Origin of the sequence: Streptomyces sp. NBC_01591 (genome assembly GCF_035918155.1) — a bacterium.
Taxonomy (GTDB): domain Bacteria; phylum Actinomycetota; class Actinomycetes; order Streptomycetales; family Streptomycetaceae; genus Streptomyces.
In genome coordinates, this window is the sequence record NZ_CP109327.1 from 1,144,205 (window position 1) to 1,169,813 (window position 25,609).

20 protein-coding genes are annotated in these 25,609 nt (G+C 72.1%); 7 read left to right on the forward strand and 13 right to left on the reverse strand.

Going from position 1 to position 25,609, the window contains the following annotated elements; genetic code table 11:
- Window positions 1-343: 343 nt before the first annotated feature.
- The 4 genes from OG978_RS05530 to OG978_RS05545 all read right to left on the reverse strand — a co-directional run bounded on the left by OG978_RS05530 (window position 344) and on the right by OG978_RS05545 (window position 5,800).
- Window positions 344-2,833 (reverse strand): GH92 family glycosyl hydrolase, encoded by a 2,490-nt coding sequence (locus OG978_RS05530; RefSeq protein WP_326764106.1) that lies wholly within the window; start codon window positions 2,831-2,833, stop codon window positions 344-346.
- 427 nt (window positions 2,834-3,260) lie between these two features.
- A complete protein-coding gene (locus OG978_RS05535; RefSeq protein WP_326764107.1) occupies window positions 3,261-4,358 on the reverse strand; it encodes an NADH:flavin oxidoreductase/NADH oxidase in 1,098 nt (365 codons plus the stop codon).
- A gap of 149 nt (window positions 4,359-4,507) precedes the next feature.
- On the reverse strand, window positions 4,508-4,897 hold the full coding sequence (locus OG978_RS05540) for a hypothetical protein (RefSeq protein WP_326764108.1): 390 nt from the start codon (window positions 4,895-4,897) through the stop codon (window positions 4,508-4,510).
- A 126-nt stretch (window positions 4,898-5,023) separates the two neighbouring features.
- The gene (locus OG978_RS05545) at window positions 5,024-5,800 is read right to left on the reverse strand and encodes a methyltransferase domain-containing protein (protein ID WP_326764109.1); all 777 of its coding nucleotides are present in this window, start codon (window positions 5,798-5,800) and stop codon (window positions 5,024-5,026) included.
- Between the two features lie 139 nt (window positions 5,801-5,939).
- Between OG978_RS05545 and OG978_RS05550 the strand changes: the two genes are divergently transcribed.
- Complete coding sequence (locus tag OG978_RS05550; RefSeq protein ID WP_326764110.1) at window positions 5,940-6,530, forward strand: GNAT family N-acetyltransferase; 591 nt, start codon at window positions 5,940-5,942, stop codon at window positions 6,528-6,530.
- On the opposite strand, the gene OG978_RS05555 is transcribed toward OG978_RS05550, so the two are convergent.
- Window positions 6,518-7,234 (reverse strand): cupin domain-containing protein, encoded by a 717-nt coding sequence (locus tag OG978_RS05555; protein ID WP_326764111.1) that lies wholly within the window; start codon window positions 7,232-7,234, stop codon window positions 6,518-6,520. The two genes, OG978_RS05550 and OG978_RS05555, sit on opposite strands and share 13 nt — an antisense overlap.
- Window positions 7,235-7,449: 215 nt before the next feature.
- Between OG978_RS05555 and OG978_RS05560 the strand changes: the two genes are divergently transcribed.
- Both OG978_RS05560 and OG978_RS05565 read left to right on the forward strand, forming a co-directional pair.
- On the forward strand, window positions 7,450-8,538 hold the full coding sequence (locus tag OG978_RS05560; RefSeq protein ID WP_326764112.1) for a WD40/YVTN/BNR-like repeat-containing protein: 1,089 nt from the start codon (window positions 7,450-7,452) through the stop codon (window positions 8,536-8,538).
- 281 nt (window positions 8,539-8,819) lie between these two features.
- Complete coding sequence (locus OG978_RS05565) at window positions 8,820-11,663, forward strand: hypothetical protein (RefSeq protein WP_326764113.1); 2,844 nt, start codon at window positions 8,820-8,822, stop codon at window positions 11,661-11,663.
- Window positions 11,664-11,779: 116 nt separating this feature from the next.
- Here the strand turns inward: OG978_RS05565 and OG978_RS05570 are convergent, their stop codons facing one another.
- The gene (locus tag OG978_RS05570; RefSeq protein WP_072486448.1) at window positions 11,780-12,457 is read right to left on the reverse strand and encodes a uracil-DNA glycosylase; all 678 of its coding nucleotides are present in this window, start codon (window positions 12,455-12,457) and stop codon (window positions 11,780-11,782) included.
- Between the two features lie 152 nt (window positions 12,458-12,609).
- On the opposite strand from OG978_RS05570, the gene OG978_RS05575 reads away from it, so the two are divergent.
- Together OG978_RS05575 and OG978_RS05580 are read left to right on the forward strand one after the other, a co-directional pair.
- Window positions 12,610-13,686 carry an N-acetylglucosamine kinase gene (locus OG978_RS05575; protein WP_326764114.1) on the forward strand — a complete coding sequence of 359 codons (1,077 nt, stop codon included), beginning with the start codon at window positions 12,610-12,612 and terminating at the stop codon, window positions 13,684-13,686.
- A 119-nt stretch (window positions 13,687-13,805) separates the two neighbouring features.
- Window positions 13,806-14,729 (forward strand): sirohydrochlorin chelatase, encoded by a 924-nt coding sequence (locus tag OG978_RS05580; protein ID WP_326764115.1) that lies wholly within the window; start codon window positions 13,806-13,808, stop codon window positions 14,727-14,729.
- A 99-nt stretch (window positions 14,730-14,828) separates the two neighbouring features.
- Here OG978_RS05580 and OG978_RS05585 read toward each other — a convergent pair whose 3' ends face one another.
- The 7 genes from OG978_RS05585 to OG978_RS05615 all read right to left on the reverse strand — a co-directional run bounded on the left by OG978_RS05585 (window position 14,829) and on the right by OG978_RS05615 (window position 23,349).
- On the reverse strand, window positions 14,829-15,899 hold the full coding sequence (locus OG978_RS05585; RefSeq protein WP_326764116.1) for a lactonase family protein: 1,071 nt from the start codon (window positions 15,897-15,899) through the stop codon (window positions 14,829-14,831).
- A 153-nt stretch (window positions 15,900-16,052) separates the two neighbouring features.
- Entirely contained in the window at window positions 16,053-17,561 is a 1,509-nt protein-coding gene (locus OG978_RS05590) for an FUSC family protein (RefSeq protein WP_326764117.1), read from the reverse strand.
- A gap of 290 nt (window positions 17,562-17,851) precedes the next feature.
- Window positions 17,852-18,985 carry a glycosyltransferase family 4 protein gene (locus OG978_RS05595; protein WP_326764118.1) on the reverse strand — a complete coding sequence of 378 codons (1,134 nt, stop codon included), beginning with the start codon at window positions 18,983-18,985 and terminating at the stop codon, window positions 17,852-17,854.
- Window positions 18,986-19,151: 166 nt separating this feature from the next.
- Window positions 19,152-19,823 carry a response regulator transcription factor gene (locus OG978_RS05600; protein ID WP_326764119.1) on the reverse strand — a complete coding sequence of 224 codons (672 nt, stop codon included), beginning with the start codon at window positions 19,821-19,823 and terminating at the stop codon, window positions 19,152-19,154.
- Window positions 19,820-21,190 carry a sensor histidine kinase gene (locus OG978_RS05605; protein ID WP_326769937.1) on the reverse strand — a complete coding sequence of 457 codons (1,371 nt, stop codon included), beginning with the start codon at window positions 21,188-21,190 and terminating at the stop codon, window positions 19,820-19,822. Before OG978_RS05605 ends, OG978_RS05600 begins: the two co-directional genes overlap by 4 nt.
- 25 nt (window positions 21,191-21,215) lie before the next feature.
- A complete protein-coding gene (locus OG978_RS05610; RefSeq protein ID WP_326764120.1) occupies window positions 21,216-22,379 on the reverse strand; it encodes an acyltransferase family protein in 1,164 nt (387 codons plus the stop codon).
- On the reverse strand, window positions 22,372-23,349 hold the full coding sequence (locus tag OG978_RS05615) for an alpha/beta hydrolase (protein ID WP_326764121.1): 978 nt from the start codon (window positions 23,347-23,349) through the stop codon (window positions 22,372-22,374). Before OG978_RS05615 ends, OG978_RS05610 begins: the two co-directional genes overlap by 8 nt.
- 254 nt (window positions 23,350-23,603) lie before the next feature.
- Between OG978_RS05615 and OG978_RS05620 the strand changes: the two genes are divergently transcribed.
- Both OG978_RS05620 and OG978_RS05625 read left to right on the forward strand, forming a co-directional pair.
- Window positions 23,604-24,089: an Lrp/AsnC family transcriptional regulator gene (locus OG978_RS05620; protein WP_326764122.1), complete on the forward strand. Its 486-nt coding sequence runs from the start codon at window positions 23,604-23,606 to the stop codon at window positions 24,087-24,089.
- 254 nt (window positions 24,090-24,343) lie between these two features.
- Window positions 24,344-25,573: a serine/threonine-protein kinase gene (locus tag OG978_RS05625; RefSeq protein ID WP_326764123.1), complete on the forward strand. Its 1,230-nt coding sequence runs from the start codon at window positions 24,344-24,346 to the stop codon at window positions 25,571-25,573.
- Window positions 25,574-25,609: the final 36 nt, after the last annotated feature.

Sequence of the window (25,609 nt, forward strand, 5' to 3'; positions counted from 1 at the left end):
GCGCACTGGATCGGCCCCGCGTTCTCCAGGGTCTCCGACTTGGCGCAGCCGGAGGCGGTCAGCGCGGCGGTAACGGCGAGGAGACAGGCCACGGCGAGGGTACGGATCGACGCTGGATCATCATGCGCGGGACGCTCCTTGGCGGGAGGACGGCACGCTCGCCGGCGTGCGGTGGAGGCATGGCGGCTCGTTTACAACGTTATACAGGCGGTGTGACACGAGCGGCAAGACGTCTTCGAGTGGTTTCTGCGAGGTGCCGAACCCGCCTTGCACAATGCCGAACTCCCGTATGGAGCAAGGCCGGAGGCACTCGCCGCCGCCTTGCTCCATCTGCCGGGCAGGACTACCGCGGGAGGTCCGAGGGGTCGGTGGCCCAGCCGGTGTCGGGCTCCTCGGACAGCCGGTGGTTCACCGAACCCCCTCGGGTGACCAGGTCCGCGTCCGTCCAGGACCGGTCGTGGGTACGGCCGTTGACCGAGACCGAGCCGATGTACGGGTGGGTGGCGTCGGCGGCCGGGGCACTGATCGTGATGTCCCTGCCGTGCGGGCGGTCGATGACGGCGCTCGGGAAGAGCGGTGCGCCCAGCAGCATCGTGGCGCTGCCCGGCGTCTGCGGGTAGAGGCCGAGCGCCGAGAAGACGTACCAGGCGGACATGGTGCCCAGGTCGTCGTTGCCGGGCAGGCCGCCGGGGCCCGTTCCGTACACCGTGCCGACGATCTCGCGGACCGTCGCCTGCGTCTTCCACGGTTGACCCAGCGCGTTGTACAGCCACGGCGCGTGGATGCCGGGCTCATTGGTCGGGTCGTAGCGCAGGGGGTCGCCGCCCTTCACCGACCAGGATCCGTCGGGCTTGTGGAAGAACCCGTCGAGCCGCTGCACCGCGGTGTCCCGGCCGCCCATGGCCTCGGCCAGCCCCTGGACGTCCTGGGGAACCATCCAGGTGTACGTGGCGCTGGTGCCCTGCGCGAAGCCGCGCTCGCTGCCGGGGCCGAACGGGGACAGCCATGATCCGTCGAGGTTGCGGGCCTGGATGTAGCCGGTGGTTCCGGCGCCGTCGGTGGCCTCGGCGTTGAACACATTGCGCCACCAGCCGCCGCGCTCCTTGAAGGACTTCGCCTCCTCGTCGCGCCCGAGCAGCCCGGCCCAGCGGCCGAGCGCGTCGTCGGCGACCGCGTCCTCCAGCGTCTCGGCGGCCCCGCCCCAGCAGTGGCACACGTCCTGGGGTGCGTAGTGCGACTTCAGGTACTGCGCCAGATTGGGCCGCTGCCCGGTGCACTGACCGGGGCAACCCGCGTCCGAGAGGCCGTCGTCGACGGGCACGGTCGCCTGGCGGGCCAGGGACTCGAAGGCGCCCTCGTAGTCGAAGTTGCGTACGCCCATGGCGTAGAAGGTGGCCAGAGTGGCCGCCGTCGGGTCTCCGGTCATGACGTGCGTGGCGCCGTTGATGTGCACCCAGCGGTCCCACACCCCGTCGTTCTGCCGCGCGAAGTTGTACAGCGACTGGGCGAAGTCACCGGCGATCTCCGGCTTGAGCAGCGCGAGGAGCTGGATCTGGGCCCGGTACTGGTCCCATCCGGAGAAGTTGCTGTACTGCGCCCCCTGTCCCCCCTTCACCCGGTGCGGCACCCCGTCCATGCCGGGGTAGCGGCCGTCGGTGTCGCTGATCAGGTTGGGCTGCATGAGGGAGTGGTACAGCGCGGTGTAGAAGGTGGTGCGCTGTGCGGTGCCGCCTCCGCCGATGCGTACGGAGCTCAGTTCACGGTCCCAGGTGCGGGTGGCGGCCGCCGCGACGTCGTCGACCCCGGCGCGCGGGGCGATCTCGTTCCTGAGGTTGGCCTCGGCGCCGGCCAGGCTCACGTAGGAGATGCCGATCCGCATGTGGACATCGCGGTCCGCGCTCGTGTCGAAGCCGACCCAGCCGCCCGATCCCCGGCCGGCCCGGTCCGCACCGGTGGCGTATCCCTCGCCGCCCCTGCCCGAGGTGGAGCCCGGGGCGAGCGTGGCGTCGTGCCACGTGCCGGTCGAGGAGAAGTCGCGGTCGAAGGAGGCGCTGAAGTACAGCCGGTAGTAGCTCTTGCGGTTGTTGGTGCCGCCGTTGGCACGGCGCCCGCAGAACGCGCCGGTGAGTACCGAACCGGTGACCTTGCGGTTCACCCTGTCGATGTCGACCTGGGCATCCTCGCTGCCGTTGAGCGAATTGGACACTCTGAACAGGAGGTTGGCGGGCTTGCCTGCCGGGAAGGCGAAGTCGGCGACTCCCGCACGTCGGCTCACGGCGAGGTCGGCGGTGGCACCGGAGTCCATTCCCAGGGTGTAACGGCCGGGCACCGCACGCTCGTTGCCGTGCGAGAAGTCCGCGGCGTAGACGGCGTCCTTGGTGTCGGCGGACGGCGAGGAGGTGACGTCCCCGACGAACGGCATGATCGGTACGTCACCAGCCGCGCCGGGGTTGCATCCGGCACCGTTGACATGGGTGAGGCTCAGCCCACGCAGCCGGGTGGTGCCGTAGTCGTAACCGTTGGCGGCGCCGGTACTCGTCTGGTCCCCTCTGGTGCTCGTCGGGGACCAGCCGATCATGCCGTACGGGAGTGTGGCACCCGGGTAGGTGTTGCCTCCGTTCGCGGAGCCGATCAGCGGGTCGACGTAGGCGGTGGGGTGCGTGACGAGGCCGGCGGACGCCTCGGCGGCCGGGGGCGTGACCGCGGCGGCGAGCGCGCCGGTGACGATCACGGCGGCCGTTCGCACGGCGAAGCGTGTCGCTGCGGCGGGCAGTGATCCGGGGGCCGACGGCCTGCGGGAGAACGATCTACGGGAGAACCATCCGGGCGGCATGGCGAAGCACCTTCCAAAGGAGCGTGGACAACGTTGTCTCCACTTGACCGACGGCCGGATGGTGACAGTGTCCGGTGACCGATTCGCCGCTGAGCGTAGATCTCCGTGGGGCTGGAGGGAACGCCGGGAACGACATCCCCGGTGAACGCGGAGTGAACGAACAGCACGTGCCGCGGCCGGTGTTCGGCGCCTGCCGGATGGAATTCGCCGGTCGGACGGCGTCAGGCGCCGGGCCGGGCCACCGGTGCCTCGACCTCCCGGGTCTGGGATGGTCAGGCGCGTGAGGGGATGGACAGAACGTGCGCCCCGGTGGGTGGTCACACTCGTGGCGCAGCATGTCGCGGTCCTGCTCCTGCTGCGCGGGAGGCGGGCCGGTGCGGTCCTGTGGTCGGAACGCACCGGCCCTTGCGGCCTTGCGGCGTCTCGGTCAGACCGCGCGGAGGTACTGCTCCGGCTTGCGGAGTTCACCGCCCAGTTCGCGGGCCGCCTCCTGGGCCCACGACGGACTGCGCAGCAGTTCGCGCCCGAGGAGTACGGCGTCCGCCCGCCCCTCGGTGATGATCTTCTCGGCCTGCTGCGGCTCGGTGATCAGGCCCACCGCCGCCACGGGCAGCGAGGTCTCGGCCCTGACCCGCTCGGCGAAGGGAACCTGGTACCCCGGCCCGGTCCCGATGCGGGCGCGCGGGGCGTTTCCGCCGCTGGAGACGTCCAGCAGGTCGATCCCATGGGCCTGGAGCCGAGCGGCCAGCCGCACGGTCTCGTCGACGGTCCAGCCCTCACGCTCGTCCTCGTCGTTCTCCGTGAGCCAGTCCGTCGCGGAGATCCGGAAGAAGACGGGCAGCTCTTCCGGCCAGACCTCCCGCACCGCGTCGACGACCTCCAGGGCGAGGCGGATGCGGTTCTCGAAGCTGCCGCCGTACTCGTCGGTGCGCCGGTTGCTGTGCGGGGAGAGGAACTGTCCGATGAGATATCCGTGGGCGCCGTGCACCTCGGCGACCTCGAACCCCGAGTCGAGAGCGCGGTGCGCGGCCTCGCGGAACTGGTCGACGATGCCCCGGATCTCGTCCACGGTCAGCTCGTGCGGCACGGGGTGGCCGTCGTCGAACGGCAGCGGGCTGGGGGCGACCGGCGTCCATCCGTGTGCCTCCGGTCCGACCGGAGCGCCACCCAGCCAGGGGGCCGCCGTGGAGGCCTTGCGCCCGGCGTGGGCGAGCTGGATGCCGGGGACCGACCCCTGTCCCTTGATGAATTCCGTGATCCGGCGGAGCGCGGCGACCTGGGTGTCGTTCCAGATTCCGAGGTCGGCGGGGCTGATCCGGCCCTCGGGGCTGACGGCCGTCGCCTCGGTGAGGATGAGCCCGGTTCCGCCTATGGCGCGCGCCGCGAGATGGGCGAAGTGCCAGTCGGTCGCGACGCCCGCGTCCGGCCCCTCCGGTGCGGCGCTGTACTGGCACATGGGCGCCATCCAGACCCGGTTGGGAATGACGAGCGACCGCAGGGTGTAGGGCTCGAAGAGGGCACTCACATCGGACTCCGTTTCGACGGGTACGGAAGGATCGCTAGTACGATACATCCCGTACTACGACACCCGTCAAATTACGATGCCTCTCGTACAACGGACTCGGGCCGCCCGGGACCGGGTGCTCACCTCCCCCGGGAGCCACAGGTGCGGGGTCAGTGGCTCCCGGCGCGCCTCCGGAGCGTGATGTCGGCGTCCGCGTCATAGCCCTGGGTCCAGCTGCGGCCGGCACCCGACTTCCATGTGACGTGGGCGGTGGACCCGTCGACCCTGATGTCGTCCACCGTCATGGCCCGGTCACCGTCCCGCACGTCCCCCCGACGCAGTTCGCGCGCCTTGACGGTGAAGGGCTCCGCCGACCGCGCACTGTCGGCCTCGTCCGCCGCGAGGGCGAGCGCCGCCGCCAGCTCCCGGGCCCGGGCGGGGGTGCAGATCAGCGACAGCTCCCCCGACGGCGCCGCGGCCCTGATCCCGACCCGCGCCCCGACGGGGGCCACGTCCAGGGTTGCCCCGCGCCCCTCGGCGTCCTCGATCCCGCTCGTCATCGCTCCACTCTTCCCTTCGCCCGGCCGGCCGGCCCCGTACGTTCGCCGGCCCGGCACACTCGTCGGCCCGTCCGCCCCTACAGCCTGAGGCTCTCCGGGCGGACGGCGCCACTTCCGTCACACGCCCTATGCCTCGGCCACGACGATGTAGAACGTCACGGTCGCCAGGAAGGGCCCGTCGGTGAGGTGATCCAGCCAGCGTCGTGCCGCTTCCTCGGTGAAGTATCCGGCGCCGATGGCACGCCGCGCGGTGCGCTCCAGACCGAGAATTCCGTCGGCGGCCCGGACGTCCCTGAAGACGGGGGTGACCGGAATGACCAGGGGCACCGCGAATCCCGCGCCTGTTGCCAGTCGGGCGAGCTGACTGCCGATGCGGGCGTTGTGGACGGCCTCGTCCGCAACGTACTGGGTGTAGGCGCGCGACAGGCCGCTGTCCGGATGGTCGACCGTGAGGGTTTCCCAGTCCGGTTCGCCCATGACGAGCCGCCCGCCCGGCCGGAGGACGCGCCGGGCTTCGCGGAGCGCGCCGACAGGATCGGCGACATGCTGGAGAACCCGGTCGGTGCGGGCCCGGTCGGCGGTGCGGTCCGGCAGCGGCAGATCGTGCATGTCGCCCATCCGAACGGTCACGTTGCCCCGCTCCGCGGTGCGGTCCCTGGCGGCGTCGACCGTGGCCCGGTCGTGGTCGATGCCGATCACCGTGCCTGTCTGGGTGACAGCCTCGGCGAGCGCGCCGAGGTCGGTGCCGGGGCCGCAGCCGAGGTCGAGCACCGTCTCGCCCGGACGGATTCCGAGTTCGTCGAGCATGTGCTTCTTGTAGGACCGGCCCAGGTCGGTCGCGGCGACCCGATCGAGGTAGACGAACGCGTCGGGAGTGGCAGTCTCGAACACTGATGAGGTCATGGGGACCAGTCAACCAAAGCCGGCGAACCGACGTGGTTCCACAGGTGGGTTCGCGGATCCGGCCCCGGGGCGGCAGCCGCCTCAGGGCGGTGAGTATTGCGTTGCGGGCCGCCCGGGGCCCTGCGTACCGTCACCGGCCATGACCACCCTTGCCCTGCACACCGCACGCCTGCGCCTGGAGCCGTACACGCCGGACGACGAGGAGGACTTCGTCGCGCTCTTCCAGGACACCCGGGTTTCCCGCTGGATGGGGGAAGGACCTCAGACCGAGGCCGAGGACCGCGCCCTGTTCGGACGGATCTTCAGCAAGGTGTACGCACAGGACCTGTTCGATGTCTGGGCGGTTCGGCACGAAGGCCGGTTCGTCGGCCACGCGGAGATCAAGCCGTCCCCGGACGTGGACGGCCACGAGATCGTCTACGCGCTGGCCACCACCGCGTGGGGGCAGGGGTTCGGCACCGAGATCGCACAGACATTGACCGGGTACGGGTTCGACACGCTCGGGCTCACCGAGGTGCATGCCACGGTGGCCGCCGAGAACGACGCGTCACTGGCGCTGCTGGGCCGGATCGGTTTCCGGCATGTCCGGGACACGGTGGAGGATGACGGCACCACGACCCGGGTCCTGACCCGCTCCGCCGCGTTCGACGCCCTCGAAGACACCGCCGCCGACGACGACGCCACCGGCGGAACCGCCCGTGACGCCGCCGGAGCCGGTCAGCCCCGGTAGACGTCCAGGCGGCCGCACATGCCGAACTTTCCGTATGCGGAGGGCTGTTCGGCCTGTACACAGGCGTCGGCGAGGTAATCGGCGTCGCCGCGTGCCACGGCGTCGAGCTGAGCACCGGTCACCTCGGAGGCGGCGGCGGCCCCCCGCTGCCAGCGGGCACGCCAGTCCTCGGCTTTCGGGCGTACGAGTGCGGCCGCGGCCCGATGGAACGCGGCGAGCGGCTCGGGGTCGCCCGCTTCGGTGGTCCGGCGGAGGGCGAGAAAGCCCTCGACGGCGAGATCGCGGCGGGCGCGGGCGGCCCGCTCCTGATCCGCTTCCGAGGCATCGGCGGGCAGGGCGACCGCCGCCCGATAGGCATCGGGGTCCGCCAGTCGATCCGGCGGCAGGGTGAGTACGGCGTCGCCCGCCTCCGGCAGCCCGCTGTTCTCCATGAGGACGACGATGCGCAGCCCGTCCTCGTTGACGAGCCGGTGGATCGTGCCCGGTGTGAACCACACCAGCGCGCCCGGAACCAGTGGCGTCTGCCTGAATCCCGACGCGGTGAGGGTCTGCACCGAACCCGTACCGCCGACCACCACGTACCCCTCGGAACAGGTGAGGTGGAGATGGGGCGTCCCGCCGCGCAGGCCGTCCGCGGTGGGCCAGTCGTACACCCGCAGGTGGGACACGGCGACGGCTCCGGGCAACCCTTCGAAGGTCGGCACAGCTGCTCCTCGGTCTCTCTGCCATGCGGCCCACATGGTGTTCACATGCAGGCATCATGAGGTTCGGCAAGCGCTTTCTACGTCTGCTGCACCGTACTCCCGCCGACCGTGACGCAACAGGGCCCGGGTGTCAGGGGCTGCCCTGCGGGCCTCTGTCAGTGGTCGGGTGCAGACTGGCCCGTATCCGACACAACGGCGTTTCGGGAGGTTCGGCCATGACCGACGTACTGCTCACCGTGGGCACCCGCAAGGGACTCTTCATCGGCCGCAGGAGCGGTGGCTCGTGGGAGTTCGACGGCCCGCATTTCAATGCCCAGGCGATCTATTCGATCGCCATCGACACCCGCAGGCAGGTCCCACGGCTCCTGGTCGGCGGTGACAGCGCGCACTGGGGCCCGTCGGTCTTCCGCTCGGACGATCTGGGCAGGACCTGGGTCGAACCGGAGCAACCGGCCGTGAAGTTCCCCCGGTTCACCGAGACATCGCTGGAGCGGGTCTGGCAGCTGCATCCGGCGGGCCCCGAGGCGCCCGATGTCGTGTACGCGGGGACCGAGCCCGCCGCGCTGTTCCGTTCCGAGGACGGCGGGGAGTCGTTCGAGCTGGTCCGCCCGCTGTGGGAGCACCCGACGCGTTCGAAATGGGTGCCCGGCGGGGGTGGTGAGGGGCTGCACACCATCCTGACGGACCCGAGGGATGCCCGCGCCGTGACCGTCGCGGTCTCCACGGCCGGGGTGTTCCGCACCAAGGACGGCGGTGCAAGCTGGGCTCCGTCGAACAAGGGGGTGTCCGCGGTCTTCCTCCCCGACCCTGATCCGGAGTTCGGTCAGTGCGTCCACAAGGTGGCGAGGGACGCGGTCGATCCCGACCGGCTCTATCTCCAGAACCACTGGGGAGTGTTCCGGAGCGACGACTCCGGGGACAACTGGACCGACATCGGGCAGGAACTGCCGTCCGACTTCGGTTTCGCCGTCTCCGCGCACCCGCACCGCGCGGACACGGCGTACATCTTCCCGATCAACGCCGATGCCGACCGGGTGCCCGCCGAGCACCGCTGCCGGGTGTTCCGTACCACCGATGCGGGCATCACCTGGGAGCCGCTGTCGGCGGGCCTGCCCGCCGAGACACACTACGGCCCGGTGCTGCGCGACGCGCTCTGTACGGACGACGCCGATCCGGCGGGTGTCTACTTCGGCAATCGCAACGGCGAGTTGTACGCGAGCGCGGACGACGGGGACAGCTGGCAGCAGCTCGCCTCGCATCTGCCGGATGTCCTGTGCGTGCGGGCGGCGTTGATCGACGCCTGACCACCCGCAGCCGGTGCGTGTGATCGACGCCTGACCACCGGCAGCGGGTACGCGCAGCCGACGCCTGACCATCCGGTGCCCCCGGCCGGCGGCGTGCCGACACATGGCTCGTTCCGGCCGGTCATCTGCCCAACTCATTCCCCCGAAGCAGCAGTTCCGCGCCATGTGACGCGGTCCGAGGCAACCTCTGGGCTTCGCTCTCCGTCCTCCGGGAGCGGGGGCCCAGGGATCTCCAGGGATCTCCGGGGTGTTCGAGAAGGCCGATGACCAGGAGGACCACCTTGATCCGTGTCTCGCGCACGGTTACCGCCGCACTGGCGGTACTCACCCTGACCGTGGGATGGCCGGAGTTGGCGCGCGCTTCGCCGCAACCGGCACACACGCAGCGCTCCGCCGATTCCATATCCTCCGCACCGCTCTCCGCAACACCCTCCGCATCGCCCTCCGCTTCGACGGGAGGGCCGGACGACCGGCTCCCGGCAGGCTGGCGGATCACCGGTACGGGAGACGGGCAGCAGCTCGTCTGGACCTCGCCCGGCCCGGTGCCCATGGGCGATGCCCGTGTCGAGTTCTACGCCGGGGACAAGCTCCTCGGCCGGCCGGTGGCCACGCGGGACCGGCGTGCGTTCCGGCTGAAGCTCGACGGCGCGCGCATCGGGCCGGTGACGAGCCTCAGGGCACTGGCGGGCGGACGGCGTCTCGACGCGTCCGGAGCCCGGCGGGCCCCGGACGCCCGGCGCGCCGCCGAGGCGGCGCGGCCTGCGGCTCCCCTTCCCGTGAACCCGGTCGATCCCGGCGTGCCGGGCAAGTACCGGACCGTCAGCGGTGAATACGCCCTGAAGTCGGTGCGGTTGCCCGGCTTCACCGCCCCGGTGGAGATGCGCGCCGCGGTGGTGTCACCGGTCGGCGCACCAGGGCGCCGCCCACTCGCACTGTTCCTCCACGGCCGTCACTACACGTGCTACAACGCCAAGGGCGACCAGGGCATCTCCTGGCCCTGCGAGGCGGGCACTCGGCCGGTGCCGAGCCATCGAGGCTATCTGCGCGACCAGAAGCTCCTGGCTTCCCAGGGCTACGTCACGGTATCCATCTCGGCCAACGGGATAAACGGGCAGGACGACATCGCCGAGGACGGTGGTGCCCAGGCGCGCTCGTCCCTGGTGCGGCTCCACCTCGCCCGTTGGGCGGACTGGGCCGCCCAACGGGCCGAGGCACCCGCGGCGGTGCGCGCCGCACCGCCGGCCGACATGTCCCGGGTGCTGCTCGTCGGCCACTCCCGAGGCGGAGAGGGCGTCAACCGGGCCGCACTCGACAGCCTCTACCGTCCGCCCGCGGACCAGGACGGCTACCGGGGCCCGGTGCGCTGGCGCATTCGCGGCACCGTTCTGATAGGTCCGACCGTCTTCGGACAGAACCCGGTTCCCGATGTCCCGTCCATGACCATCCTGCCGGGCTGCGACGGCGACGTGTCCGATCTCCAGGGCCAGATCTACGTGGACGGCACACGCGGCGTCAGCCGCGGCGCCGCACTTCACAGCGCGGTCTACATGGTCGGCGCCAACCACAACTTCTTCAACAGTGAGTGGACGCCAGGTCAGGCCGAGGCACCCGCCGACGACGACTTCTGGGACGACGACACCCCGGACCCGGTGTGCACGCCGGGCAAGAAGGCCCGCCTCACCGCCACCCGGCAGCAGGCCGCCGGGGCCACGTACATCGCCGCGGCGGCCCGGCTTTTCGTCGCGGGTGACGACCGGGTACGCCCGCTGCTGGACGGCTCGGACCGGCGCGCGCCCTCGGCCGGCCCGGCACGCGTGCTCACCCACGCGGTCGGCGGGAAGCGCACGCCCGCGTTCCTGCCGGACACCTCGATGACCGTGTCGGGCGGCCGGGTGTGCGCGCAGGTGGATCCCGATCCGGGCCGCGCCTGTCTGCCGCCCGAGGGTTCCGCCGTCTCCCCGCACTTCGCCATGTGGGAGACCGCGCGGGAGCCCGGCCGCCACGCGGTCGCGATGCGCTGGTCGAAGCCGGGTACCGCGGTGCGGATCCGTCCCGCGCATCCGGTCTCCATGGCGGGTGCCGGGTCGCTGGCACTCCGGGTGATCGTGCCGCCCAACACCGCCGGCACCCGCCTGGACGTCGCTCTCACCGACACCAGGGGCCGACGGGTGACGCTGGGTGGAGTCCGGATCGACGGGCTGCCGGGCAGCGACCGGACCGCGTCCTACTGGGGCCGCGAGATCCGGGTGCCGCTCTCCGCCGCCGTGCGGAGCAAGGTGGACCTGCAGCGGGTGAAGACCCTGGAACTGACTCCGCGCAGCAAATCGGGGCAGGCCTGGCTGGTCGACGCTTGGGGCTGGCGCCCCGGTACGCCCGCGGTTCGGGCGGCCTCGCTGCCGCGCGTGGACATCGGCCGTCTCACGGTCGAGGAGGGTGACTCCGGGGTCCGGACCTACCGCGTTCCGGTGCGGGTCTCCGGGCACGGCAGCGGCCGGGTCCGGCTTTTCGTCGCCGAGCCGGGCAAGGACGAGGTCGGCCACCGGACGGTGACGGTGCGTCCGGGCCGCCATGACATCGATGTGCCGGTCGAGGTACGGGGCAACACCCGCTTCGGCTACGACGTCTCGCACAGCGCGTACGTCAAGGCGGTTCGCGGCGCGGTCGTCGGTTCCCACCTCGGCGGTGTGACCGTGAAGAACGACGATCCGATGCCCACGATCGAGGTGAAGCCGGTCGCGGACCATGTCACCGAGGGGCAGAGCCTGCGCTGGCGGATCTCGCTCTCCGAGGTCACCGATGTCGACATGGGCTCCATCGGTTTCGACATCCTGCCGGTCGAACGGGGGGCGGAGCTGTCCAGCCTGGACGTCGACGAGTCATGGCTGCGGGACACGTTCGGTGAGTCGCCGAGCCCGGCCCGGCCGCTGTCCGAGGTGGTGGAGACGCCGTATCTACCGGTCAGCCTGCCCGCCGGTGAGCTGAGTACCGAGGTGACCGTGCCCACGGTCACCGACGGGCTGAAGGAGCCGGAGGAATCCCTGCGGTTGCGGATGATCACCTACGACGAGTCCTGGGAGCCGCAGGAAGGGCCGGTGTTCACCGGCACGGTGCGCGACGCGTCCTGACCAGGGACACGCAGCGCGCCAGCCAAGGACATGGCACCGGCCCCGCGAAGGAGCCGGTGCCACTCCGGATCGGCGAGGCGTGTGCCCCGGGCCTGTGTGATGCCCGGACCGGGGCGCTACGGCAGCCGCCAGTCGACTTCTTGGGCCCCCTGGCGCAGCAGGAGTTCGTTGGTGCGGCTGAACGGGCGCGAGCCGAAGAAGCCGCGGTCCGCCGACATGGGCGAGGGGTGCGCGGACTCGATCGCCGGGAAGCCGTCGAGGAACGGCCGCAGATTGCGGGCGTCGCGCCCCCACAGCACGGACACCAGCGGCTTGCCGCGGGCGGCCAGGGCCCGGATGGCCTGTTCGGTCACTTCCTCCCAGCCCTTTCCGCGGTGCGCGCCCGGTTTGCGGGGCGCCGTGGTGAGCGCCCTGTTCAGCAGCAGTACGCCCTGCCGCGTCCATGGCGTCAGATCGCCGTTCGACGGACGCGGAAGCCCCAGGTCCGTGTGCATTTCCCGGAAGATGTTCTCCAGGCTGCCGGGTACCTGAGGTACTTCGGGGGCCACGGAGAAGCTCAGCCCCATCGCCATTCCGGGCGTCGGGTAGGGGTCCTGACCGACGATCAGGACACGTACCTCGTCGAAGGGCTGCTGGAATGCGCGCAGCACGTTCGCTCCGGCCGGCAGATAGGTGCGTCCCGCCGCCACCTCCGCACGCAGGAAATCGCCCATCGCGGCGATGCGTCCGGCCACGGGGGCGAGTGCTTCGGCCCAGCCGGGCTCGACTACTTCATTCAACGGTCGTGGTGCCACGGGACGTCACTCTACCGGCGTAAACGGCCCGCCCCCGGCCCGAGCTGCCGAACTCTCGCTCCCCGAAGCCGAACTCGCACTCCCCCGGACCGGGCCCGCGGTACTGGGGATAGGCTGCGGCCGTCATTCCTCTTCCTTCCTGGAGCCGGTCCATGAGCTCACCGAGGCGATCGCCGGAAAGCACCGGCGCTCGTGTGCGTCAGGGCGCGGCGACGGCCGCGTCGGGGCCGTATGTGCTCGGCGTGGATTCGGGCGGTTCGGGGCTGCGCGTGGCGCTGGGTGCCGTCGGCCTGTCCGCCCCGGTGGCGACGGCGGTCTGTGACGGTCCGGTGCGCACCGGACCGGCCGGGATCGACGCGGACCATCTGCTGGAACAACTGCTGCCCGCCGCCCGACGGCTGCTGGAGCAGTGCGGCGGAGGGGACGGCTCCGGAATCGGCGCCGTGGCGATCGGCGCCGCAGGCATGGCGACGCTCGGCGGGCAGCTGCGCGCGGAGCTGCCGTCGGCCCTGGAGGGCGCGCTCGGGGTGCGGCGGCTGGCTCTGGCCGCCGATGCAGTGACCGCGTACGCGGGTGCGGTCGGTCAGCGCCCGGGGGCGGTCGTCGCGGGTGGCACGGGCATGATCGCGCTGGGTACGGATCTGACGAGCTGGCGCCGGGCCGACGGCTGGGGGCACCTGCTGGGCGACAGCGGCGGCGGAGCCTGGATCGGCCGGGCCGGGCTCGATGCGGCCATGCGTGCCCATGACGGGCGGCGCGGCGGATCCGCCGCTCTGCTGTCCCGGCTGGAGGCAGTGTTCGGGTCGGCGCCGGAGCTGCCCGGGCTGCTCTATCCGCGTACCGACCGGCCTGCCGTGCTGGCCTCGTTCGCGCCCGAGGTCGCCGCGTGCGCCGGGCACGATCCGGTCGCCGCGGGCATTCTGCGCGAGGCGGCGGAACACATCGCGGAGGCCGCCGCGGCGGTGTGCCCGAAGGCGGGGGCCGACGGCGAGCCGTGCGAAGTGGCGCTGACGGGCGGTTTGTTCCGGATGGGCGATCCGCTGCTCGTGCCACTGCGCGAGGAGCTGTCCCGACAGCTTCCGCAGGCACGGGCGGTCCCCGGTTCGGGTGATCCATTGACCGGTGCGCTGTCCATCGCCCGGGCGTTGGCGACCGGGGATCTGCGGCTGCCCCGCCACCCGACGCTGCTCCGGGTGTCTGGTGACGGGCCTGAGCAGAAGCCCGAATAGATACCGACAGAGCGGAACAGTCGACCAGTAAGCCGCTCATCGGATAAAAGCGGACAGATAACGCCTGCCTGGGCCCTCCCCGAACAGAGCCGCACCCAAAACCAGTAGCATGCGGCGCCATGAGCACCCCCACTGGGCCCGCTTCCGGCCTGCCTGTACGAATGCCGCGACCTCGCCAGTCCGGACGGCACCGCCGCCCGGAGCCCGTGGTCGCACCCGAGGGCGCTGCCGCGCTCGTTCTCGCCGTTCCCGGCACCCCCTCTCCGGCCACGCGCAGTCTGGCCGAAGAGGTGATCAGCATCGCCCGTTCCGAGCTGCCCGGCCTCAACGCCCGGATCGGCTACCTCGACGGCGACGATGCCGAGTACCCGACGCTCTCCGCCGTACTCACCCACTGCGCCTCCGAGCGCGTCGCGCGTTTCGAGCAGGCGCAGGCCGCGGGCCGTGAGGCCGCCGAGCCCGCGGGGCCGTCCGCCGTCGTCGTGCCGCTGCTCGCGGGGCCGGACAGCGCCCTGATCCGGCGGATACGACAGGCCGTGATGGACAGCGGTACGCAGGTCGAGCTGACCGATGTGCTCGGCCCGCACCCGCTGCTCGCCGAGGCACTGCACGTGCGGCTCTCCGAGGCCGGGCTGGCCCGCGCCGACCGGGCCAGGCTCTTCACGGTGGCCACGGCCGCCGACGGCATCGTGCTGGCCACGGTGGGTGGCGACGAGGCGGTGCAGGCGGCCGGGATCACCGGCATGCTGCTGGCCGCCCGGCTCGCGGTACCGGTGATGGCCGCGGCGCTCGACGTCGAGGGTTCAGTCGCGTCGATCGCCGAGCAGCTCACGAGCTCCGGCTCGGTGCAGCTCGCGGTGGCCCCGTACCTCGTCGGCCCGGAGGTGGCCGAGGGGCTGCTGGACGCCGCCGCGAAGGAGGCCGGCTGCGCGACGGCCGAGCCGCTCGGCGCGTATCCGGCGATCGGCAAGCTCGTGCTGTCGATGTACATGACGACGCTCGGGATCACGCCCGTTGCGCCGCAGGGTGCCCAGGCGCACTGACCCGGTGCCGGGTGCGCCCGGCAGCCCGTCGGTCCATGATCGCCGGACGGGCCCGATTCTCCGGGCCCGTCCGGCGATCGTGCTGTGCGTGGCGTGGGGTCAGGCGAAGATCAGGCAGGACGCGGCGGGGGCATCCAGCGAGCCCGCGCGACGCGGGATGCCGGTCGCCGGGTCGATGTCGAACCAGGTGACGTCGCAGGACCGCTCGTTGGCCGCGTACAGCCGGCGGCCGGTGGGGTCGAGTGCGAGGTCGCGCGGCCAGTGCCCGCCGCAGTCCACGGTCGTGACCAGGGTCGCCTGCTCGCCGGTCGTGTCGAGTGCCAGCACCGAGATGCTGTCGTGCCCCCGGTTGGCGGTCCAGAGGAACCGTCCGTCGTGCGAGACGACCACCGCGGAGGGGTAGGTCGCCGGGTCGCCGCCTTCCGCCGGTTCCGTGGGCAGCACGGATGTCTCCCCGACCGGTTCCAGGGCGCCCGCGGCGGCGTTCCACCTGCATGTGGTGACGGTCGGTTCGAGTTCGTTCAGGACGTAGGCGTGACCGCCGGCGGGGTGGAAGGCCAGATGGCGCGGGCCCGTGCCCGGCCGCAGGGCCGTCTCGCTGTGCAGCCGCAACGCCCCGGTCACCGGGTCGAGCGCGCAGATCCGTACGGAGTCGGTCCCGAGGTCCACGCTGAGCACCCAGTTCCCCGACGGGTCCGGCAGCACCTGGTGGGCGTGCGGCGCCCGCTGACGGTCGGCGACGGGGCCGCTGCCCTCGTGCCGGAGCACGGATATGGCCGGGCCGAGGGAGCCGTCCGCCCGCACGGACAGGACGCTGACGCTGCCGGAGCCGTAATTGGCGGTGAGCAGATGACCGCCCGCGAGCGCGAGATGGGTCGGGCCGTTGCCGTCCACCGGCCGGATCCCGTCGATCGGCTGCGGCAGATCACCGGTGATGTCCAGGGCGGCTGCCGCACCGGGCTCGGTCTCGCTGACCGCGTAGAGCGCGCCGCCGCCCGGCCCCGGTCCATGGCCCAGGGCGAGATACGAGGGGTCGGGGACCGTGTCCGTGGCACCGAGGACGGTCAGCGCCCCGGTCTCCTGGTCCACGGCGGCGACGGTGATTCCCCGCCCGCCCGCCGAGGTGAACGATCCGATGAATGCCCGTACCGCGCCGTCGTCGCTGCTCACCGCACTGCCCCTCTCCGCCGACTGATCACGACGGTTCGTACCGTCGTGATCTTCCGGGGCGACGGTAGCAGTCGCCCGTCAGGTCCAGACCAGTGCCTCGGCTGCCGGGCTTGCCCGAGGCCGCTTCACGCACCGATCACCCGCGAGGCCGTTTCACACAGCCATCAACGGAGCGCGCGGGTCGCTGTGCAGCGGTGCGGCGAGTTCGGCGAGTGCCCGCTCCAGGCCGTGCAGATGGGCGAGCGCGGGCTCGGCCGCGGCCGAGTGCGGCGGGACGCCCGGTACGCCCGCCCGGTGCCGCGGATCAGGGGCCGTCAGGGCCTCCACGGATGCCTCGACCCGCCAGCAGGCAGCGGCGAGGCGGGCGTCGTGGGATGCCTCCGGGTCCGCCGCAACGGAGGCCAGTCCGTGCACCTCGCGTGCGCAGGCGTCCAGCAGGGCGAGCACCTGACCGGCACGGGCCTTGCGGGCGCTCAGCGGGCTGAGCGGGTGGACCAGCGGGGCCAGGGACATCCGTACCCGGCCGAGCAGTGCCTCCAGCTCGGCGATCCGGGGTGTGGGATCAGCGGTCGTGGATCCCGAGAGCCGTGCGGCGGCTTCCGCGGTACAGGCGTGCACACAGCGCAGGGCCCGCTGGATCCACGCGTCGGTCGTGGCGTGCGTGGTGACCGGCAGCACGAACAGCACCGCGAGCATCGCGCCGAGCGCGCCCACGCCGGTCTCCGTCAGACGCAGCAGGAGCAGGGCGGGGTCCAGCACGCCGAGGAGCCCGTAGAGCGCCCCGGCCATCACCGTCACCGAGAACACCATCCAGGTGTAGGAGACCGCGGCGGTGTAGAAGATCCCGAAGACGCCGGCCGCGACCACGACCGCGGTGGGCACAGGCGCCCCGTGCAGCGGAACGACGACGGCCAGGCCGATGGGAATGCCGACCAGTGTTCCCAGGACTCTGCGGAAGCCGCGTACCAGTGTCTCGCCGCGTGAGGCGGTGTTCACGAAGACCCACCACGTGGCGCCCACGGCCCAGTACCAGCGCTCCTCGGAGAGGACGAGCCCCGCCATCAGCGCGAAGGCCGCGCCCGCGGTCGCCTGGATCGCCTGGCGCGTGGTCGCCCGGCCCAGCCCGCTACCGGTCACCGGGGCGGGTACGACGACGACGGCGGGCTGCCGCCGCTCGTAGCACCACAGCCCGAAGCGGACGGTCGACGAGACGAGCAGGGAGAGGGCGACCGCGGAGTACAGCTCGGGCAACTGGCCGGGCAGGGTGTGGAGGAACTGCGTGGTGAAGAAGGCCATGAAGGCGAACACGCCGAGCGAGTGGCCGCGCGGCCCCCACCGCCGGGCGTACACGCCCGCGCCGATGACCGCGAGGAAGGCCACGTCCCGGGCCACCGGGTAGTCGTGCAGCCCCGCGCCGAGGGCGAGCACGGGGAAACCGGCCACAGGCAGCAGGGCCGTGGTGATCGCCTGCCCCCGCACCGTGGTGTCCAGCACCGTGAACAGGGCGAGCAGCGCGGCGAGGCCGCCGGTGATGGCGGCGACGAGGGAGTGGCCGGCCAGACCGCACACCACGACGGCCAGTCCGATACCGAGGACGGCCCGGACACCGCTGCGCAGCCTCGTTCGACCCGGGTCCGGGGCAACGAACATCCTCTTCAGCACCAAACGCTCCCGCTTCCGCACACCGGCCCTGCGCACCGGCATGAAAAAGGCGCCGCGGAGATCCGCAGCGCCATCGACGGGTACATCACAACATCCTTGCGGCCCATGGCTCAACTCGAGCAGGTATCACTGAACCATTGGCACAGCCATCACTGGGCCGGGTGCACCATCAGTAAGCCAACGGACCGGCGGCCGCACCGCCCCCGGGCCGCGCCTCGAAGCGGCGGGTCGGCGTCGACGGGGGCGGCGCTCCGGTCCCGCGGCGGCTCTCTACTCCTCGCCCGGCAGGGTCACCGCACCTGCTCGACGGGGGTCAGAAGGTCTGTCAGACGGCGGGCCGACGCGTCCCAGGACCAGGACTCCCGGACCCATTCACGGCCCGCGGCACCCATCGCCGCCCGGTCGGGGTCGAGGAGTATCCCGGTCAGCGCCGTGGCGACGGCCGCGGGGTCGGTACCGTCCACGACCCGGCCGGTCCTGCCGTCCAGGACGGTGTCCGGAGCACCGCCCGAGTCGCCGACGACCACCGGCAGACCGCTCGCCGCCGCCTCCAGGAACACGATCCCGAGCCCTTCCGCCTCCAGACCGGCCCTCCGGGTGCGGCACGGCATCGCGAAGACGTCCGCCGCGGCGTAGTAGGGCGGCGTATCGGTGTGCGAGACGCCGCCCGCGAAGTGGACGGCTCCCTCGGCGTGCCGCGCCGCCAGTTTGCGCAGCCGTGCCTCGTCGGGCCCCTGGCCGACCACCACCAGCACGGCGTCGGGCACCTTGTCCCGGATCAGCGGCAGGGCCCGTATGAGCGTGTCCTGGCCCTTGCGGGGAACGAGCCTGGCCACGCACAGGATGACGCGCTTCCCGTGCAGTGCGAGTTCGGTACGCAGGTCGGGTCCGGCACCGGCGCGGGGCCGGTACACCTCTGCGTCGACCCCGGGAACCAGTCGGCTCATGCGCGCACGCGGGCCGAGCGCGGGCTCGATCCGGGCGCGCGTGTACTGGCCCAGATACGTGACCACGTCGACGCTCCCGCCTATCCGGCGCATGAGCCCGCGCGCACCGGGCGTTCTCGCCCACCAGATCTCGTGGCCGTGGGTGGTCGCCACGATGCGCCGTACGCCGCTGCGCCGCAGGGCCGGCGCCATCAGGGCCAGCGGTGCGGCGGCGCCGAACCAGACCCGGTCGCAGCCGTGGGCCTCGGCGATCTCGACGGCCCGGCGGGTCACCCGGCCGGTCGGCAGCAGCGTGCGGCTCGCATCCCGTACGACGGGGAACGGAAGGCTCGCGTCGTACGCGGCGTCACCGGGCTCGTGCGAGGTGTAGACGACCACGTCGTCGTCCGGCACCCGGGTGGCCATCGCGTGCACGAAAGTCTCGATGCCGCCCTGACGCGGCGGGAAGTCATTGGTAATGACAAGGGTGGACCCCATGAATTCTTCGGTTCCTTCATTCGGACGGAATTCGGACGGAATTCGGACGGAATCGGTCGGCGCTGCACCGCTCCTGCCGTTCCCGGGCGTGCGGGAGCAGGCGTCGGGTGCAAGTGGTGGGTGCAGACGCCGTGTTGGGTGGGTTTACGTGGGTGATGGAGCCGGCTCAGTAGCCGGCCGGACGCACCAGGCCCGTCTCGTAGGCGTGGACCGCGGCCTGGGTCCGGTCGCGCAGTCCCAACTTGGTCAGGATCCGGCCCACATGGGACTTCACGGTCTGTTCGGCCACCACGAGACGCGCGGCGATCTCGGTGTTGGACAGGCCCTGCGCGATCAGGGCCAGAACCTCGGTCTCACGTTCCGTGAGTTCGCCGGCGCGGTCCTTGCGCGGGGCTCGCGGACCGGCGCTCACCCGGGCGAACTCGGCGATCAGCCGCTTGGTGATGTTCGGGGCGAGCAGGGCCTCGCCCTCCGCAACCACCCTTACCGCATGGGCGAGTTCGTCGGCCGATGCGTCCTTCAGGAGGAATCCGGACGCGCCGGCGCGCAGCGCCTCGTAGACGTACTCGTCGAGATCGAAGGTGGTCAGGACGAGGACCTTGACGGTGGCACCCGCGGCCCCGGTGATGGTACGCGTCGCCTCGATGCCGCCGAGCCGGGGCATGCGGATGTCCATCAGGACGACGTCCGGGGCGAGTTCGGCCACCTTTTCCACGGCGTCGGCGCCGTCCACCGCCTGGCCGACGACCTCGATGTCGGGTTCGGCGTTCAGCAGCACCGTGAAGCCCTGCCGGACCATCATCTGGTCGTCGGCGATCAGAACGCGGATGGCCGTCATCGGGTGTCCTCGGCAGGGTCGGTGGGCTCGGCGGGACCAGCGGGTTCCGCAGTGGGCAGTGCGGGCAGTGCGGGCAGTGCGGGCAGTGCGGGCAGTGCGGGCAGTATCGCAGTGACTTCGTATCCACCGCCAGGAGTCGGTCCCGTGGCGAGTTCGCCTCCCAGCATCGCGGTGCGCTCGCGCATGCCGAGCAGGCCGTGGCCCGCGCCCGTGGTGGGCGGGGCGGGTCGGTCCGGCGCGGTGTTGGTGATCCGTACCGTGACCCCGGTGCCCTGGTGGCGGATCTCCACCCGCACCCGGGCACCCGGTGCGTGCCGCATCGCGTTGCTGAGCGCCTCCTGCACGATGCGGAACGCCGACAGCTCGACGCCCGGCGACAGCGGACGCGGCTCCCCGGTGGTCTCGGCCGTGACCGTGAGCCCGGCGCCGCGCGCATTGCCGATCAGTTCGTCCAGCCGTTCGAGAGTGGGCTGCGGGGCGTGCCGTGCGGCCTGCGGCAGGGGGGCCTCGGAGCGCAGTACGCCGAGCACCCGGCGCAGTTCGGTGAGCGCGTCGACCGCGTTCCTGCGGATGCCCTCGACGTTCTCCCGCAGTTCGTCGGACGGGTTGTCGACCAGGTGCGGAACGACCTGCGCCTGGATGGAGATGACCGACATGTGGTGGGCGACCACGTCGTGCAGCTCGCGTGCGATGCGGTTGCGTTCCTCCAGCAGGGTGCGCCTGGAACGCTCTTCGGCGGTGAGCTCCTCCTGCACGACCAGCTGTGTACGGGCCACCGCGAGGCCGCGCAGCGCGACGCCCATCACCACCGTGATGACGAGGCCGGCGATGGCGAGGCGGATGTCGTTGGCGCTGCGCCAGGGGGTGCTCGATCCGCAGAGGAGCCCCGCCAGCACGGTGATCGTCAGGGTCTCGGCGGCGATCCGGGGGCGCAGCCGCAGCGCGAGCAGGAACAGCACCCCGGCCTGCATCGCGATCCCGGCCCCGCTCCAGGGAAACGCACCGTCCCACGGGAACCGCGTCCCGGAACCGGCGTTCGCGGCGAACGGGGTCACCATCACCATGACGAGCATCGACGCCCACCAGGCCTGGACCGGGCGGTACAGGGCGATGACGATCGCCGCCGACTGGACCCCGGCGAACAGGATGCCGAGCTGTATGCCCATCCCCAGGCCGAAGGCGTACTGGTTGCTGCCCGCGACGAGCGCCCCCACCGCGAGCATCACCAGCGGCACCGTGAGCACCGGCCGCCAGTCCAGCCAACGCGGCCGTCCCGCCTGCCCGTTCGGGTCGGCCGCCGACGTCAGGAGATCCTTGCGCAGGGTGCGGGGCAATGACCGCAGGGCCTGCGTCGCACGCTTCATCATGTTCCCCCGGTTCACGGGTCGCACCTTAGACACGTCGCGCCGCCACCGGCCGGGCGGGGCGTCCCTTGCGGACGACCAGGCTCTCGGTCCGCGGCCGCCGCTGTTCGTGACCGCGGAACGCCAGCCAGCAGATCAGCAGTGCCGCGGCGAACGCCGGCAGCCAGGCCAGCCGGGCGAGTACCCAGCCGGGCTGGTCGGGCAAGGTGTGCAGGCCCGGCAGCGCCCCGCCCGCCACCAGGCCGGTCGCGGTGACCGCGATCATCGCGGTCTGATGCCACAGGAACACCGTCATCGCCGAAAGGTTCACCGTCGCCACCACCGCCCAGAGCGCGGGGCGCCGCAGCGCCCGGCGCAGCGGGCCGAGCAGCAGCAGCGCCGCCCCGCACTGCGCGAGGCCGAAGGTGACCACGGCGAGGGTCGGCGGGTCGAGGTTGGAGATCCCCACACCGGGCACCCCGACCATGGCCGCGGGATAGCCGGCCCACCGGACCAGTCCGGCGGTGGCCGCGGCGCCGCCGAGCAGCAGCGTCCAGCCGGTCCGGCGACCGAGCAGCTCACCCCGGGCCCAGGCCGCGCCCAGGCAGTACGGCACCAGCCAGCCGGCCACCACGTTGACCGAGGCGAATCCGCCGGGCGCGTCCAGGCCGAACCGGTACAGGTCGACGAGCAGCACGACGGCGAACGGCCACAGCGGATGCAGCCTCGCCACCAACGGGGTCGCCGCCGTCAGCGCCGCGAAGACCACGATGAACCAGAGCGGGGACCACACCAGCTTGCACAGCGCGCGCACGGTGTCCTGGTCCACCCCGGAGGCGAGCATCGTGCACGCCGCCACGGTCCAGACGACCGGCACCACGGCCAACGGGCGCAGCAGCCGGCTCATCCGCGCCCGGAGCCACTGACCGTAACTCTCGCCCCTGGCACGGGCGGAGGCGTGGCTCTTCGCACCGACCAGCCCACCGACCAGGAAGAAGACCGCGAGGGTCTGGAGCATCCAGGAGACCGGTGTGAGCCCGGGCAGGTACCGCAACGGGCTCGCTCCGTGCACGGTTCCGCTGTCGACGACCAGCGCGGTCACCAGCCAGTGGCCCAGGACGACGCCGAGGATGGCGATGGCGCGCAGTGCGTCGACCGCGCGGTCGCGGTCGGCGGGGGTGGCGGATCCGATCCGCCTCACGACATCACGCATGGCGCTCTCCCGGGGGCTCTGCGGATCCGGCCGCTCCGGCCACGATCCGGGCGATGTTCCTCAGCGGTTCGGAACCGGTCTTCAGGTAGTCGCTGTGGCTGCCGGAGCCCGCCGCGAAGATCTCGGCGCCGAACCCGGACGAGACGGGGTCCGTTCCGAACCCGATGTCCACGAAGGGCAGTCGGAGCTCGATGTGCGGTACGTCCGCGATCCAGTCGTCGCTGCCGCGGCCCGCCCAGACGGTGGCCGGGGTGTGCAGGGCGGCGGCGTTCCGGTAGCCGGTGCCCGGGCTGCCGTACAGGACGATGTCCGAGACCTGCAGTCCGTGCGCGGCCCGCGCGCAGACGACGGAGCCGTAGGAATGGCAGAGCAGGGTGGTGCGGGCCGCAGGTTTCAGACGCTTCAACTCCCCGGTGAACCGCACCAGTTCGGAGGCGGCCTCGATGGCCCTTCCCGAGGTGAGCGAGGCCGGGCTCACCGTCGTCGGCGTCCTGTATCCGAGCCAGGCGACCACCGCGGACCGCTCGCCCAGCTCCTTGCGCAGCGCGAGCGCGCCGTTGCGCAAGCGCCAGTAGTGGTCGATGTCGACGCCCGCACCGGGCACCAGCACGGCGATCCGTTCCGCGTGGGACAGATCGCCGACGACCTCGACGCCGCGGCCGCCGTCGCGGCCGTCGAAGGCGAGGAAGCGGCGGGCGGGACCGGCCATCGTGTGCAGCGCGGCAGCCCGCTTGTGGTCACCGTGGCGGACCGCCGCCCGTTCCGCCGCGCCGATGTCGGCGCGCGTCGCGGCGTACCGCTCGGCAAGGGCCTCGGGCGCGGCGGTACGCAGCGGACCCCGGACGGCCGGGGCGGGCGCGGGTACGGCCGCGGGGCCCGCCGCGCCCGAGACCGGCACGGCCACCGAGGCGGCCACCAGCGCGGCGAGCAGGCCGCGGCGCAGGCGGGATCTGCGCGGATGGGACGGCATGACGGGTTGTTCCTTCCCTACCTGGTGGCTTCTGCGCTTCGGTTTCTTCCGCGCTTCGGTGCTTCGGTACAGAAGCTATGGACGGGGCCCTGTAGTTGGCGTCCCACCGGGGTGTGAACCTTTTCCGTAGCTCTCAGGGACTACAGGTATGACACGCGGTCAGGACCCGGCCAGGACACTCCGGCAGGGCCTTCCGCTGTGCCATTGGTACAGTCACAGCCCGGATCGTCGTACCAGGAAGAGGTCAGCGGACCATGGCGGTGGACGCCCTCGACACCCGTATCCTCCGGTTGCTCATCGAGCAGCCGCGTACCAGCGTCCGTGAGTACGCGCGCATCCTCTCCATCGCCCGGGGCACCCTCCAGGCCCGGATCGACCGGCTGGAGCGGGACGGTGTGATCACCGGTACCGGGCCGGTCCTGTCCCCCGCCGCGCTGGGCCACCCGGTGCTGGCCTTCGCCCACCTGGAGGTCACCCAGGGGCATCTCGACGAGGTCGGCGAGGCGCTCGCCGCGGTGCCGGAGATCGTCGAGGCCTTCTCGACCACGGGCGGCGGGGATCTGCTGGCCCGGGTGGTGGCCCGTGACAACGGGCATCTGGAGGATGTGATCCAGCGGCTGATCCAGTTGCCCGGAGTGGTCAGGACACGTACCGAGGTGGCGCTGCGGGAACGGGTGCCGCACCGGCTGCTTCCACTGGTCGAATCGGTGGGCCGTACGGCGGCGGGCGGCCGGAAGTGATCACCGGCTCGGTCCCTGGGACCTTGTACGCGGCCGCGGCCGCCCGCCGGAGCCCGACGCGGGCGGCTGGGCCGCTCCACGGAACCGCGAGGTCCGGCGGCCCGATATCCTGATCTTGCCGCGCGCCCCCCACCCCGCCCCGACCCTGGTCGGGGCGCCGCCGTGGCAGCAGAAGCGGCCCACAATTCGAGATTGGTGCACAGGTGCTGGTAGCTGGTCGGTACCGGTTGATATCCCCCATCGGCCGTGGCGGTATGGGTGAGGTGTGGCGTGCCGCGGACGAAGTGCTCGGCAGAGCGGTCGCCGTGAAGCTGCTGCTGGGCGACCACGCGGACGAGTCGGCCACCGCCCGGTTCCGTCTGGAGGCGCAGACCGCGGCCCGGCTCAGCCACCCGCATCTGGTGGCCGTGTTCGACTTCGGGGCCTGGGAGGACCGCTTCTACCTCGTGATGGAGCTCGTCGAGGGCAGGAGCCTGGGCGATCTGCTCACGGCCGAGGAGCGGCTCGGCGCCGGACAGGTCGCCCGGATCGCCGGGCAGGCGGCCGCCGGGCTCGCCGCCGCCCATCGCCAGGGCATCGTGCACCGCGACATCAAGCCCGGGAACCTGATGCTGGACGCCGAGGGGTCCGTCAAGATCGGCGACTTCGGCATCGCCCAGTTCGTCGACGACCCGTCCGCCGCGCTGACCACCACGGGACAGATCGTCGGCACCAGTCTCTATCTCGCCCCGGAGCGTGCCCTGGGCCGTACGGCCGGTGCGGCGTCCGACATGTACTCCCTCGGCTGTGTCATCTACCAGCTCCTGCTGGGCGATCCGCCGTTCCGCTCGGACACGGCGACCGCCACGCTCTATCAACATGTGGACACGCCGCCCGTGCCGCTCAGACAGCGGGGTGTCGACCTGTCCCCGGCCTTCGACTCCTATCTGCTGGGGCTGCTCGCGAAGCAGCCCGAGGACCGGCCCAGCGCCCAGCAGGTCGCCGAGTGGTTCCAGAGCGATGCCTGGCGGGGGCAGCCGGAGCCGCTGCCGATGTACGCCCCGGCTCCGCCCGCGGCGACCCGTGTTCCGGCCGCCCCCGCCCCCGCTCCGGCCGGGGCCGGCGTTCCGCGCACCCCGGCAGCCGCTCCCGCGTTCGGCCCCGCCCCGACGCCCGGCTCCGCCGAGCAGGGCGGCGTGACGACGTATCGGCTGCCGCAGCCCGGCGGCCACAGACGGCGCCCGGCGGACCGGGCCGCGCCCGTCCGGCGGCGCACCGGCGCCCGGGAGGCCATCAGGCGCCGGCCCAGGGTGGCGAGTGCCATCGCCGGTACGGTCGCCTTCATCGCGGCCGTGTACCTCGGGATGACCCTGTTCTCCCCGGACTCCGGCTCGGCCGGTACCCCGGACACCGGCTCGACCGCGACCACCGGGCCCGAACCGTCCGGCCCCGCGTCCGCACCGGCGCAGCCGGCCCAGGGCGAGGAGGAGGACGAGGAGGACTGACTCCGTCGCCGGGCCCGAACGGACGAGGCCCCGTGC

Bases quoted from the DNA above. Each gene is read 5' to 3' on its own strand.
- OG978_RS05580 (WP_326764115.1), top strand. From the start codon at position 13,806: ATGAGCACCCCCACTGGGCCCGCTTCCGGCCTGCCTGTACGAATGCCG.
- OG978_RS05550 (WP_326764110.1), top strand. From the start codon at position 5,940: ATGACCACCCTTGCCCTGCACACCGCACGCCTGCGCCTGGAGCCGTAC.
- OG978_RS05540 (WP_326764108.1), bottom strand. From the start codon at position 4,897: ATGACGAGCGGGATCGAGGACGCCGAGGGGCGCGGGGCAACCCTGGAC.
- OG978_RS05600 (WP_326764119.1), bottom strand. From the start codon at position 19,823: ATGACGGCCATCCGCGTTCTGATCGCCGACGACCAGATGATGGTCCGG.
- OG978_RS05575 (WP_326764114.1), top strand. From the start codon at position 12,610: ATGAGCTCACCGAGGCGATCGCCGGAAAGCACCGGCGCTCGTGTGCGT.
- OG978_RS05560 (WP_326764112.1), top strand. From the start codon at position 7,450: ATGACCGACGTACTGCTCACCGTGGGCACCCGCAAGGGACTCTTCATC.
- OG978_RS05620 (WP_326764122.1), top strand. From the start codon at position 23,604: ATGGCGGTGGACGCCCTCGACACCCGTATCCTCCGGTTGCTCATCGAG.
- OG978_RS05615 (WP_326764121.1), bottom strand. From the start codon at position 23,349: ATGCCGTCCCATCCGCGCAGATCCCGCCTGCGCCGCGGCCTGCTCGCC.
- OG978_RS05625 (WP_326764123.1), top strand. From the start codon at position 24,344: ATGGGTGAGGTGTGGCGTGCCGCGGACGAAGTGCTCGGCAGAGCGGTC.
- OG978_RS05530 (WP_326764106.1), bottom strand. From the start codon at position 2,833: ATGCCGCCCGGATGGTTCTCCCGTAGATCGTTCTCCCGCAGGCCGTCG.
- OG978_RS05595 (WP_326764118.1), bottom strand. From the start codon at position 18,985: ATGGGGTCCACCCTTGTCATTACCAATGACTTCCCGCCGCGTCAGGGC.
- OG978_RS05610 (WP_326764120.1), bottom strand. From the start codon at position 22,379: ATGCGTGATGTCGTGAGGCGGATCGGATCCGCCACCCCCGCCGACCGC.
- OG978_RS05545 (WP_326764109.1), bottom strand. From the start codon at position 5,800: ATGACCTCATCAGTGTTCGAGACTGCCACTCCCGACGCGTTCGTCTAC.
- OG978_RS05605 (WP_326769937.1), bottom strand. From the start codon at position 21,190: ATGATGAAGCGTGCGACGCAGGCCCTGCGGTCATTGCCCCGCACCCTG.